Origin of the sequence: Amycolatopsis sp. MEPSY49, from assembly GCF_051337345.1 — a bacterium.
Classification (GTDB): domain Bacteria; phylum Actinomycetota; class Actinomycetes; order Mycobacteriales; family Pseudonocardiaceae; genus Amycolatopsis.
The window spans coordinates 301,332-313,427 of the sequence record NZ_JBDLYJ010000006.1 but is presented as its reverse complement, the minus strand read 5'-3'; the positions used below and the strand labels follow the sequence as shown (position 1 = coordinate 313,427).

At 71.2% G+C, this 12,096-nt stretch carries 13 protein-coding genes; 7 read left to right on the top strand and 6 right to left on the bottom strand.

What is annotated here, in order from left to right; genetic code table 11:
* Positions 1–19: 19 nt before the first annotated feature.
* From ABFJ78_RS27570 to ABFJ78_RS27555, 4 genes are read right to left on the bottom strand one after another with little or no spacing between them, the layout of a single operon-like run.
* Complete coding sequence (locus tag ABFJ78_RS27570; protein ID WP_436389509.1) at positions 20–859, bottom strand: carbohydrate ABC transporter permease; 840 nt, start codon at positions 857–859, stop codon at positions 20–22.
* Positions 859–1,815 carry a carbohydrate ABC transporter permease gene (locus tag ABFJ78_RS27565; protein ID WP_436389508.1) on the bottom strand — a complete coding sequence of 319 codons (957 nt, stop codon included), beginning with the start codon at positions 1,813–1,815 and terminating at the stop codon, positions 859–861. Before ABFJ78_RS27565 ends, ABFJ78_RS27570 begins: the two co-directional genes overlap by 1 nt.
* Positions 1,812–3,092: an ABC transporter substrate-binding protein gene (locus tag ABFJ78_RS27560; RefSeq protein ID WP_436389507.1), complete on the bottom strand. Its 1,281-nt coding sequence runs from the start codon at positions 3,090–3,092 to the stop codon at positions 1,812–1,814. Before ABFJ78_RS27560 ends, ABFJ78_RS27565 begins: the two co-directional genes overlap by 4 nt.
* A 12-nt stretch (positions 3,093–3,104) precedes the next feature.
* Positions 3,105–4,295, bottom strand: a complete 1,191-nt coding sequence (locus ABFJ78_RS27555; RefSeq protein ID WP_436389506.1) for an ROK family protein — start codon at positions 4,293–4,295, stop codon at positions 3,105–3,107.
* A gap of 76 nt (positions 4,296–4,371) precedes the next feature.
* On the opposite strand from ABFJ78_RS27555, the gene ABFJ78_RS27550 reads away from it, so the two are divergent.
* From ABFJ78_RS27550 to ABFJ78_RS27535, 4 genes are all read left to right on the top strand, one after another.
* Complete coding sequence (locus ABFJ78_RS27550; RefSeq protein ID WP_436389505.1) at positions 4,372–6,456, top strand: alpha-galactosidase; 2,085 nt, start codon at positions 4,372–4,374, stop codon at positions 6,454–6,456.
* Between the two features lie 106 nt (positions 6,457–6,562).
* The gene (locus tag ABFJ78_RS27545) at positions 6,563–7,450 is read left to right on the top strand and encodes an SGNH/GDSL hydrolase family protein (RefSeq protein WP_436389504.1); all 888 of its coding nucleotides are present in this window, start codon (positions 6,563–6,565) and stop codon (positions 7,448–7,450) included.
* Between the two features lie 30 nt (positions 7,451–7,480).
* Positions 7,481–8,425, top strand: a complete 945-nt coding sequence (locus ABFJ78_RS27540; protein ID WP_436389503.1) for a 2-hydroxyacid dehydrogenase — start codon at positions 7,481–7,483, stop codon at positions 8,423–8,425.
* Positions 8,422–9,543, top strand: coding sequence for a glycerate kinase (locus ABFJ78_RS27535; protein ID WP_436389502.1), 1,122 nt, complete (start codon positions 8,422–8,424; stop codon positions 9,541–9,543). The genes ABFJ78_RS27540 and ABFJ78_RS27535 overlap by 4 nt, the downstream gene beginning before the upstream one ends.
* Before the next feature lie 131 nt (positions 9,544–9,674).
* Here ABFJ78_RS27535 and ABFJ78_RS27530 read toward each other — a convergent pair whose 3' ends face one another.
* A complete protein-coding gene (locus tag ABFJ78_RS27530; protein ID WP_003070074.1) occupies positions 9,675–9,968 on the bottom strand; it encodes an iron-sulfur cluster biosynthesis family protein in 294 nt (97 codons plus the stop codon).
* Positions 9,969–10,051: 83 nt separating this feature from the next.
* A complete protein-coding gene (locus tag ABFJ78_RS27525; protein WP_436389501.1) occupies positions 10,052–10,462 on the bottom strand; it encodes a hypothetical protein in 411 nt (136 codons plus the stop codon).
* 151 nt (positions 10,463–10,613) lie between these two features.
* Between ABFJ78_RS27525 and ABFJ78_RS27520 the strand changes: the two genes are divergently transcribed.
* The 3 genes from ABFJ78_RS27520 to ABFJ78_RS27510 all read left to right on the top strand — a co-directional run bounded on the left by ABFJ78_RS27520 (position 10,614) and on the right by ABFJ78_RS27510 (position 12,083).
* Positions 10,614–11,093: a GtrA family protein gene (locus ABFJ78_RS27520; RefSeq protein ID WP_436389500.1), complete on the top strand. Its 480-nt coding sequence runs from the start codon at positions 10,614–10,616 to the stop codon at positions 11,091–11,093.
* A gap of 11 nt (positions 11,094–11,104) precedes the next feature.
* A complete protein-coding gene (locus ABFJ78_RS27515) occupies positions 11,105–11,458 on the top strand; it encodes a YidH family protein (RefSeq protein WP_436389499.1) in 354 nt (117 codons plus the stop codon).
* Between the two features lie 316 nt (positions 11,459–11,774).
* Positions 11,775–12,083, top strand: coding sequence for a DUF202 domain-containing protein (locus tag ABFJ78_RS27510; RefSeq protein WP_436389498.1), 309 nt, complete (start codon positions 11,775–11,777; stop codon positions 12,081–12,083).
* Positions 12,084–12,096 lie beyond the last annotated feature (13 nt).

Genomic DNA, 12,096 nt, shown 5'->3' with positions numbered 1-12,096 from the left:
ACTCCTCGATAGGGGGGACCTACTCCTTGAGCCCGCTCGCCGCGATCCCGCGGACGATGAACCGCTGGGCGACCAGGAACATCGCGACCAGCGGCGCGATGGTGACGAGCGCGCCGGCGAACAGCGCCGGCAGGTTGACCGACTGCGCGGTCAGGAACGTCGAGAGCGCGATCTGCGCGGTCCACGACGACGGGTCCTGCCCGATGACGAGGGGCCACAGGAACGCGTTCCAGCTTTCGATGAACATCAGCGCGCCGAGCGACGCGATCATGCTCCCGGAGTTCGGCAGGACGAGCCGCCGGTAGACGCCGAGGTAGCCGAGCCCGTCGAGCCGGCCTGCCTCTTCGAGTTCGACGGGGAACCGCAGGTAGAAGTTGCGGAACAGGATCACGGTGAACGCGCTGAACAGGTTCGGCGCGATGATGCCCCACTCGGTGTTGACCCCGCCCATCGAGCCGACGACGACGAACGTCGGCACGAACGTCACCGACTGCGGGATCATCAATGTGACCAGCACATAGGTGAAGACAAAGCGTCGCCCGGGAACGTTGATCCGGGCCAGCGCGTACCCCGCCATCGAGCCGAACAGCGTCCCGACCGGCGCGGTGACGATCGCGACCAGGAACGAGTTCCCCAACGCGTGCGCCATCGGTACCGACGTGTCCGCGAACAGATCGCCGAAGTTCACCCACGACAGCGGGTCCGGCAGCCACGACCAGTCCGGCGAGCTGACCTGCTGCCGCGTCATCAGCGCGTTGCGCACCATGATGTAGAACGGCAGCAGGAAGATCAGCGACAGCACGGACGCGAGAACGTACTTCGGCGCCTTCCGGACGCGAGGAGCGGCGAGGACGGCCATCAGTCCTTCTTCCCGAAGCCGACGAACCGGCCCTGCAGCAGCGTGATCACGATGATGATCACCGTCAGCACGAACGCGCCCGCCGAGCCGACGCCGTAGTTCTGGTCGCCGAGCGCGGAGTCGTACAGGTAGACGAGCGGCGGCTTCACCGGTGCGGTCGCCGTGCCGGAAAGGCCGGTGCCGAACAGGTTGTAGAACTCGTCGAACGCCTGGAACGCCGCGATCAGGATGAGCAGCAGGACCGCGACCGACGTGTTCCGCAGCTGCGGCAGCGTGATGTAGCGGAAGGCCTGCCACTTCGTCGTGCCGTCGAGTTCCCCGGCTTCGTACAGCGACGGCGAGATCGCCTGCAGCCCGGCCAGGAACAGGATCATGTACAGCCCGACCTGCAGCCACAGCCGCAGCGTCACGACCGCGACCCAGTACACCGGCGGGCTCGTCGTCGACAGCCACGGCACCGGGCCGGCGCCGAACAGCCCGCCGACGACGTTCGCGACGCCGGACGGCAGGCCGTTGAACAGCGCCATCTTCCACACCAGCGCCGCGACGACGTACGACACCGCCGCCGGGATGAGGAACACCGTCCGGAAGAACGCCTTGCCGCGCTTGATGCTGTTGATCAGCACCGCCAGCCCGAGCGACGCCACGAACGTGATCGGCACGATGAACACGGTGAAGATCGCGATCGTCGACAACGACGTCAGGAAGGCGTCGTCGCCGAGCAGGAACGCGTAGTTGTCGAAGCCGATCCAGTGCCCGAGCGTGATGGTGCCGCGGGCGTCGTTGAAGCTGAGCAGGAAGCTCCACGCGATCGCGACGTACTTGAACAGCCCCAGCCCGATCACGACGGGCCCGGTCAGCACGGCGAACGCGCCGATCGCCCGCCAGTCGCGACGGCGGCGACGTCTCTTCACAGCCGCCGCCGGGACTGGCGGAGCCGCCATCACGGCCGTCATGCCAGCTGCTTGTCGACTTCGGCCTGCGCCTTCTTCGCCGCGTCGGCCAGTTCGGCGGCCGGGTCGGCCTGCCCGTTCGCGATCTTCGTCGCGGCCTGCAGGAACAGCGTCGCCGACGCCTTGTTCCACAGCCCCGAGTAGGACTTGCCGTTCTGCTGCGAGATCGTCACGGCGTCCTTCGCCGGACCGCTGGAGAACTCGGTGGTCTGCGCGGCGACCGGCTTGCGGGCCGGGATGTGGAAGCCGTACTTGACGCACCAGTCCTTCTGCAGGTCGGCGTTCTTGATCCACAGCCAGTCGATGAACTTCTTGACAGCTTCCAGGTTCGGCGACTTCGCGTTCGCCAGCTGATACCACCCGCCGACGCGGGCGACCTGCTTGCCGGCGTCGCCGAACTTCGGCCACGCGACGACGCCGAAGTCGTCCCCGAGCGCTTTCTTGATGTCCGGCAGCGACCACAGGCCGCCCCACTGCATCGCCGTGGCGCCGTTGGCGAACGCGCCCGGGTCGGACCAGTCCGTCGGGTAGCCCTGGAGCAGGCCGCCGGTGTCGTGCAGCTGCTTGAGCCCGCCGATCGCGGCGATCGCTTCGGGCGAGGCGAAGGCGACCTTCTTGCCGCTCGAGTCGAAGAAGTCGCCGCCGGACGACCAGAGCAGGAGCGTCGCCGCTTCGCCGACGCCGTCGGTGCCGACGTACAGGCCCTTCTGCTTGCCGGTGTTCAGCTTCCGCGTCGCTTCCAGGAGCTCGGCGAACGTCCGCGGCGGCTGGACGCCCGCGGCCTGCAGCGCGCTCTTGCGGTAGTACAGCATCATGACGTCGTCGATCATCTTGACGCCGTAGATCTTGCCGTCGACGGTCACGGTGTCCAGCGCGGCTTGGCTGAAGTCGCCCTTGACCGGGTCCACGATGTCGTCGAGCGGCGCGAGCAGGCCGTTCTTGACGTTCTGGTACCGGAAGTCGCCCAGCTCGAACAGGTCGGGCGCCTGCGCGGTGAGCATCGCCGAGTTCAGCTTGGTTTCGTAGTCGCCGGCGATCCAGCTGACGTTGATCGCGATGTCCGGGTTGGCCTTGGTGAACTCCTGGGCGTACCGCTGGACGGCCTGCTGCGTCCCGGATTCGCCGTACGCGTGGTACCACTGCTGCAGCGTCACTTTCGCGCCGGAGGCGGCGCCCGCGTTCTTGTTCAACGGGTCCGAGGTGCAGCCCGCGAGGGCCGCTCCCCCGGCGAACAACACGGAACCGACCAGGAAGCTTCTGCGATTCAGTTTGGATGTCACAGGGCTCACTCCTTATGCGCTCTCGGCGACGAAAAGACTTTGGATGGCGACGGCGGCCGCGCCCCGCGCCCACTCCTCGAACGGCAGCGGCCGGATCACCAGGCCGCAGCGGGCGGCGCTGCCGAACGCCTGGACCGCGAAGGTCCGGCGGATCTGGTCTTCGAACAGGTCGTAGGTGGCGACGCCTTCCCCGGAGACGACCACCCGTTCCGGGCCGAACAGGTTGACCAGCGCGGCCAGGCCGAGCCCGATCGCGTGCCCGGCCCCGGCGAACACCCCGCGCAGCGACTCGTCGCCGCCGCGGGCGCGCGTCACGGCGTCTTCCATGGTCAGCGCGGGTTCGCCGGCGACTTCCCTGGCCCGGGTCAGGATCGCTTCGGTGGACGCGATCGCCTCGACGCAGCCCTGGCCGCCGCAGTGGCAGGACGGGCCGCCGTCGGCGACCGGGACGTGCCCGATCTCGCCGGCGACGCCGTGCGCGCCGCGGACCAGGTCGCCGTTGACGACGAGTGCGCTGCCGATCCCGGTCCCCACCGTGACCAGCGCGAACGACGACGCGCCGACGCCTTCGCCGAACCACTGCTCGGCGACGGCGAGGGCCTTGACGTCGTTCTCCAACGTCGCCGTGAGCCCGGTGGCGTCTTCCAACAGCGAGGCCAGGGGGACGTCCCGCCAGCCGAGAAACGGCGAGTACCGGACGACGCCCGACGCGCGGTCGACGTCACCGGAAACGGCGACGCCCAGGCAGTACGCACGTTCGCGGAGGTTGCTGGTGCCGTCCGGGGTCGGCCCGGCCAGCAGCTCGCCGACGAGGTCGGCCAGCGCGCGGACGACGTGGCCGACGTCGTGGCTCTTCAGCGCGTGGTGGGCGCTGGCCCGGACGTCGGCGCGCAGGTCGGTGACCACGCCGATCAGGTCGTCGCCGGTGATCTTGACGCCGACGAAGTACTCGCGGTCCGGGCGGATCGCGAGGGGGTTCGCGGGGCGGCCGGCACCGGGCGTGGTGCGGCCTTCGGAGGCGAGCTCTTCGAGGTAACCGGCTTCGATGAACGGCCGGGCCGCCTTGGTGACCGCGGCCGACGACAGACCCGTGCGCCGGGCGACGTCGACGCGAGAGACCGGCCCCTCGGTCAGGACCGTGGTGAACACGGTCGCTGCCGCGGGACTGGTGATCGGCGCCCTTGCCGGTGCACTGCGAGGCATGGCCGGAAGGGTAGGCAGTATTAATTAACTTCGTCAAGAATTTATTTTTTCGCTGGTCATGCCTACGCTCGGGAGCATGTCGCTCGTCGAACACGACCCCGCGCACCGGCTCTGGCTGCTGCGCACCCCCGACAGCTCCTACGCGTTCCGGCTCGACGCCGACGACCGGCCGCGGCACGTCCACTGGGGCCCGCCGCTGACGTTGGCCCAGGCCACGCAGGTCGCCGCGCGCCGCAACCCGGCCGACAGCAGCTTCGACGAACCGGGCGACGAGCGGCAGGAACTGCCGGCCGAGGGCGGCGCGTTCTTCGGCGTCGCGGCCCTGGCCGTGCGGTACGAGGACGGGACGTCGGCGCTCGAGTGGCGTTACGACGGGCACACCAGCACCGACGACTCCCTGGTCGTGCGCCTCGCCGACCGGCACTACCCCCTGGAACTCTCGCTGCACTACCGCGTGCGCGGCGACGTCGTCGAGCGCTGGACGTCGCTGCGCAACACCGGCGAGGCCCCGATCTCGTTGCTGCGCACGGATTCCGCGTCGTGGACACTCCCCCGGCGGGCGGGCGCGCGGCTGACCCGGACGTCAGGGGCGTGGAGCGCCGAGTACGGCGTGCTGCGCGAAGCCGTGCCGGTCGGCGAAACCACGCTCACCAGCCGTCGCGGCGTGTCCAGCCACCAGGTCAACCCCTGGGTGATGCTCGACGCGGGCGACGCGACCGAGACGGCCGGCGAGGTGTGGTCGACCGCGCTCGCGTGGAGCGGGAGCTGGCGGATCACCGTCGAGCACACGCACACCGGCCGCGTCACGTGGACCGGCGGATTCGGCCACGAGCACGTCGGCTGGCGGCTGCTGCGCGGCGAAACGTGGGAGACGCCGGTGTTCGCCGGGCTCTACGCGGCCGACGGCTTCGGCGGCACCAGCCGCCGCTGGCACGCCTACGTCCGCGAGTTCGTCCAGCCGCACCCCGAGGAGCTGCGGCCGATCGTCTACAACTCCTGGGAGGCGACCGGCTGGGACGTCGACGAGCGGACCGAAACGGGCCTGGCCGCGGCGGCCGCTCGCCTGGGGGCCGAACTGTTCGTGATGGACGACGGCTGGTTCGGCGCCCGCACCGGCGACACCGCGGGGCTCGGCGACTGGACCCCCAACGAGCAGCGTTTCCCCGCGGGACTGGGCCCCCTGGTCGACGCCGTCCACGCGCACGGGATGAAGTTCGGGCTGTGGGTCGAGCCGGAGATGGTCAACCCGGACAGCGATCTTTATCGCACGCACCCGGACTGGGTGCTGCACATGGCGAACCGGTCGCGGACGACGTTGCGCAACCAGCTCGTGCTGAACTTCGCGCGCGCGGACGTCGCGGACTGGGCGCACAAGTGGCTCGACCGGCTCGTCGGCGAGCACGGCATCGACTACCTCAAGTGGGACATGAACCGCGCGTTCACCGAAGCCGGCTGGCCCGGCGGCGAGGCGGGGCGCGTGTGGGTCGACCACGTCCGCGCGGTGCACACCATCCTGGACCGGCTGCGCGCCGACCACCCGGCGTTGCGGATCCAGGGCTGCGCGGGCGGCGGCGGGCGCACCGACCTCGGGATCCTCGCGCGCACCGACGAGATCTGGGCGTCCGACAACACCGACGCCGCCGACCGGATCACCATCCAGCACGGCTACGGGCAGCTCTACCCGGCCGGCACGATGTCGGCCTGGGTCACCGACAGCCCGAACCCGACGACGGGCCGCGAAGCGCCGCTGAGCTTCCGCTTCCACGTCGCGATGGCCGGCGTGCTCGGCCTCGGCGGCGACCTGCCGAAGTGGTCCACCGCGGAACTCGATGAGGCCGCGGAACTCGTGGCGCTGTACAAGGAGATCCGGCCGGTCGTGCAGCACGGCGAGCTGTACCGGCTGGCGGACCCGGCGACATCGGCGCTCACCGCCGTCCAGTACGTCCTGGGCGGCGAGGTCGTCGTGTTCTTCTGGCGGCGTCCCACGGAGTTCGCACGGCCGGTCACGCCGCCGCGGCTGGCGGGGCTGGACCCGTCCGCGCGGTACCGCGACTCCGGCGGCGTCGTGCACGACGGGGCGGTGCTGCTGAGCCACGGCCTCGACGTCGACCTGCCGGGCAGCGGGTACGCGAGCGCTGTCGTGCGCCTGACCAGGGTCTGATTACCCACGCCGATCGGCGTGACCGGGGCGGGTGAGGCCGATTGACTTTTCACCGGCCGCGAGCTGAATGTGAAAGTCCTTCACCCTGCTCGCCAACGGAGGCAGCATGCGCCAGCGCCTGTCCGCCCTGCTCGTCGTCCCCGCGCTCGCCGTGCTCGCCTTCGCCGCCCCGGCGTCGGCGAGCACGGGCTACCACGAGTACGTCGCCCTGGGCGATTCGTGGACCGCCGACGTCTTCGTCACCTTGCCACCCAGCACGGAGTTCACCCCGCTCGACTGCGCACAGTCCACTTCGGACTACCCGCACGAGCTGGCCGGCGCGCTCGGCGTCGAGACGTTCCGCGACGCGAGCTGCGGCGGCGCGACGACGACCGACTTCACGCAGCCGCAGAAGCTGCCGCTGGGCGGGACGAACCCGCCGCAGTTCGACCGGCTCACGGCCACCACGGACCTGGTCACCGTCGGGATCGGCGGGAACGACATCGGGCTCGCTTCCGCGGTGACGAAGTGCCTCAACCTGCTGCCGGTGAGCACGTGCAAGGCGAAGTTCACCGCGGGCGGCGTCGACCAGCTGGAAAACGCGGTCACGGCGACGGAACCGAAGATCGCCGCCTCGCTGCGGGCGATCAAGGAGCGCTCGCCGAACGCACGGATCCTGCTGGTGAACTACCTCGCCGGCCTGCCCGCGAGCGGGAAGGGCTGCTGGCCGGTCATCCCGATCGCCGATGGCGACGTCGCCTACCTGCAGGCGAAGTTCCTCTCGATGAACGCCATGCTGGCGCGGGTCGCCGCGGACAACGGCGTCGAACTCGTCGACACCTACTCCCCCACGCTCGGCCACGACGCGTGCCAGGCGCCCACCGTGCGGTACGTCGAGGGCCTGATCCCGATCTCGACGAGCAACCCGCTGCTGCTCGCGTTCCCCTTCCACCCCAACGGAGCCGGGGCCGCGGCGCAGTCGGAGATCGTCCTGGACGCGGTTCAGCGGAGCTGAATTGTCGGTGCCGTGAACTAGGCTGTCGGCGTGACCAAGATCGCGGTGACCCGATGGATTCCCGACGACGCGGTGAAGCTCCTCGCCGAGGCGGGCGACGTGGCGGTGTCGCCCGCCGATCGGCCGTTGGCGCCGGGCGAACTGCACGAGTTCGTCTCCGGCGCTTCGGCCGTCGTCGGGATGCTGCACGACCGGCTCGACGGCGCGCTGGCCGACGCCGCCGGTCCCGGGCTGAAGGTGGTGGCGAACGTCGCCGTCGGGTACGACAACGTCGACGTCCCGGCGCTGGCTTCCCGCGGGGTCGTCGTCACGAACACGCCGGGGGTGCTGACCGACGCGACCGCCGACCTCGCGTTCGGCCTGCTGCTCGCCGTCACGCGGCGGATCGGCGAAGGGGAACGGCTGCTGCGCTCGCGCACGCCGTGGTCGTTCCACCTCGGGTTCCTGCTCGGCTCGGGCCTGCAGGGCAAGACGCTCGGCATCGTCGGGCTCGGCCAGATCGGCCGCGCGATGGCTCGCCGGGCACAGGCGTTCGGGATGTCGATCGTCTACTCAGGACGGTCGAAACAGGATTTCGACGCGGCGTACGTGTCTTTCGAGGAACTCCTGGCACGCTCGGACGTCGTTTCGCTGCACTGCCCGTTGACGCCCGAGACCCGGCACCTCATCGACGCGGCCGCGTTGCGCGCCATGAAACCCGGCGCCTACCTGGTGAACACGACGCGCGGCCCGGTCGTCGACGAGGCCGCGCTGGCGGACGCCCTCGAAGCCGGGGAGATCGCCGGCGCGGCGCTGGACGTGTTCGAGAAGGAGCCCGACGTCGAACCGCGGCTGCTCGGCCGTGACGACGTCGTGCTGAGCCCGCATCTCGGATCCGCCACGGTCGAAACCCGCACGGAGATGGCCGCGCTGGCGGCCCGCAACGTCGTCGAAGTCCTGGGCGGGCGTCCCCCGCTGACGGAGGTGAAGCCGTGACCCGCGTCGTCATCGCGCCCGACAAGTTCAAGGGCAGTCTCACCGCGGTCGAGGCCGCGGACGCGATCGCGCTCGGCGTGCGCGATGCGTTGCCGGACGCCGAAATCGTCACGTGCCCGGTCGCCGACGGCGGCGAAGGCACCCTCGACGTCCTCGAAGCGGCGGGCGCGCGGATCGTCCGGCTCACGGTCCGCGGGCCGCTCGAGGAGCCGGTCAAGGCTTCCTACGCGGTGCTGGACGGCACGGCGTACGTCGAGTCGGCGCGCGCGTGCGGGATCGAGTTCGTCGAGCCCAGCCCGGAAACGGCGCTGGCCGCGCACACGTGGGGTGTCGGCGAGCTGCTCGCGGACGCGCTGATCCACGGCGCCCGCCGGCTCGTCCTGACCGTCGGCGGCACGGCCAGCACCGACGGCGGCGCCGGGATGCTGGGCGCACTCGGCGCCGGCGTGCTGGACGCGTTCGGCGCACCGGTCGGCTTGGGCGGCGGGACGCTGGGGCGCGTCGCGTCGACCGAGCTGACGCCGGTGCGGGAACGCCTCGACGGGGTGAGCGTCGCGGTCGCGACCGACGTCACGAACCCGTTGCTGGGACCGTCAGGGGCGGCGGCGGTGTTCGGGCCGCAGAAGGGCGCGGGGCCATCGGAGGTCGCGTTGCTCGACGAAGCACTCAGCCGGTGGGCGCACGCGCTGCAGGTGGGTGGTGCCCCGGACGTCTCGAAGGTGCCGGGGGCGGGGGCCGGCGGCGGGGTGGCCGCGGCCGCGATCGCGCTCGGGGCGTCCGTCGAGTCCGGGTTCGACCTCATCGCCGGGCTGACCGGGGTCGACCAGGCGCTGGACGGCGCCGATCTCGTCATCACCGGCGAGGGGTCGCTCGACGAGCAGAGCCTCAACGGCAAGGCACCGGCCGGGATCGCGGACCGGGCGCGGCCGCGCGGGGTGCCGTTGCTGGCGCTGGCGGGGCGGATCCAGCTCGACTCCGCCGGGCTGGAACGGCTGGGCGTGGTGGGGAGCAGCGCGTTGCTCGACCACGCGCCGTCCCTGGAGTACGCTCGGGCCCACGCGGCGGAGTTGCTGCGGGCTCGCGCGGAGGAGGTGGTGCGCGCCTGGCGGTCTCGCTAGCCCGGCGGTCGCCCAGGTGGTGACAGGAATGAGTCATTCATGTCACCGGACGACAGGAATGAGTCATTCATGTCGTCGGCCACCCGGCGAACGGACCTCCCGCCACGCCGCGAAAGGCCCGTCCGCCGAGGTCAGCTCGTGTGCTGCGGCAGCACGGCGAAGGCGACTCCGCCGGCTTCGTCCTCCTGGACGTCGAGCACCTTGTCGTCGAGCAACGCCGCGGCCTGCGGTTCGAGGAAGACCTTCGGGCCTTCCTCGGCGCCGAGCACGCTGTCGCCCTCCGCGGGTTCGGGGGCCACGGACAGCGCGAGCTGCGCGCTCTCGCCGTCGGCGTTCTGGACAGCCAGGCGGAGCCCGGCCTCACCCTCCCCTTGGCTGGTCAGTGCGGTGATCGCCTCGGCGGCGGCTTCGGTCACGGTCAGCATCTACGGCCTTCCCTTCGTCGCGGTCCGATGCACTGGAAGCCCCCACGCTAGGGGCGTCCGTTCGGACGTGCAGTCTGAGCGGATCAGCCCTGCCGCGCCTCGCGGATGGCGTCCGCCACGGACCCGCCCGCGTAGTCCGCCTGTTCGCGCGGATCGGGGTCGGCGTGCCGGCGCGGGATCTCGTCTTCCGGGGCCACCGGCTCGAAGTCCGGCGGCGCGTCCTCGACGGACTCGTCGAGCTGATCCGCCGGGGTCACCGCGAGCGGGCGCTCCGGGACGGGCTCCGGCTCGGTGTCGGGCACCTCTTCGGCGAGGCGCTGGTCCATCGGCTCGCCCTCGCGGATTTCGCGGGGCGTCGTGCCGAAGCGGTTGGCGGCGCTCCAGTGCTCGGGCGGCTCCACGCCTTCTTCGAGCGGGTCCACGCGCAGCTCGTCCTCGTCCAGCGCTTCGCTGGGGTCCAAGCTTTCCGGTTCGGCCGCGTCACGGTCACTCACTGGTCTCTCCCGGCGCGTAGGCAATGGGCATCATCCGTGGTGACCTACCCGGGGTCCCGGAGGCCGAAACTCCGGCCGTGTCGCCGGGATCACATTTCTTCAACCGGTTTAACACATTCACAAGTTTGTGAACGCAGGGTAGGTTGGGATCATGGCCACCACCAGGTGCGCACCGGAGCACCGGCTGCTCGCCACCGACCCCGAACGCCACCACGAGCTCGGCACGCACGCGGCGTGGTACGTCGTGGCCGGCGTGGTGACGACCGGCGTCCAGGCGGTGCTGTTCCTCCTGCTGCGCGACGAGCTCGGCTCCCAGGTGGCGAACCTGGTCGCGATCGCGCTGACGACGGTCGGGAACACGGAGTTCCACCGCCGCGTGACGTTCGCCGGGCGGCGGAGCAACGCGGGGAAGCGGCACCTGCAGGACCTGCTGACGTTCGCGTTCTACGCGGGGTACGGCTCGGCGGTGCTGGCGGTCCTGGACGCGGTGGTCGAGCGGCCGACGTCGTGGGAGGAAACGGGCACGCTGCTGCTGGCCAGCCTGGTCGGCGGGTTCGTGCGGTTCGCGGTGCTGCGCTGGTGGGTGTTCGCGCACCGCGCCGAAGGCGCCGCGGCGGCCCACACCGGCTAGCGTCTGGGGGCGTGGCCTCGGACGACATCACGCCCCACGCGGGCGGCAGCGAACCGGACTATCGCTTCACCCTGGCCAACGAGCGGACGTTCCTGGCGTGGCTGCGGACGGCGCTGGGGTTGCTGGCGGGCGGGGTGGCGGTCCACCAGCTGGTCCCGGCGCCCGAAGCGGCGAGCGCGGTACTGGCGGGGTTGTGCGTGGTGCTGGCGGCCGCGCTGGCGGCGACGGCTTATCCGCGGTGGCGGCGGGTGCAGATCGCCATGCGGGCCGGGGAGCCGTTGCCGCGGAGCCGGATGATCGTGGTGCTGACCGGTGGCCTGCTGGCGCTGACCGTGGCGGCGGCCGTGTTGCTGGTCGTGTCGTGAGGAAGCTGGACGGGGCTCGGGCGGCCGAGTCGACCGTGAGCGCGCGACCCGGCGAGCCGGCCAAGCCATCCCGAACCGGGCAAGCTTCACCGGCCACGAAGACTCGGCGCTGCCGACCGCCCTCGAGCGCCGGACCCGAGCCGCGGTCGGGCGCTCGACCACGGACCGCACTCACTCGGACCTCACCCGATCGGGTTACCCGCGCCCCGGAAAACGCCTCTCCGCCCATTCGGCTCAACCGCGCTTCATTCCGTCCCGCCGCCCGAATACCGCTTCCTCGCGATTATCGCGACGTCAGAAGTACCGTCATCCGCGCTTGGACCCCCGCGTGACCGGCCCCGGCGGCGCTCAAGCCGAGCGGACCGGGCTCGCCTGGCGGCGGACCGCGCTCGCCTCCGCCGCCTGCACCGTACTGCTCCTGCACTCCGCCGCCCAGCGCCATTGGGGTGCTGCCCTGGTCCCCGTTCTGCTCGCCGCCGCCACATCCGCCCTGCTCGCGGGCGTGGGCGTGCGGCGGGAACGCGCTCTGCGGGCCGGGCGGCCCGCCGTCATGGGCCCGATTCTGCCCGCGATCGCGTCGCTCGCCGTGACCGTGACTGCCGCTTCCGTGGCGGTCCTCCACTGACGGGTGAACTCGG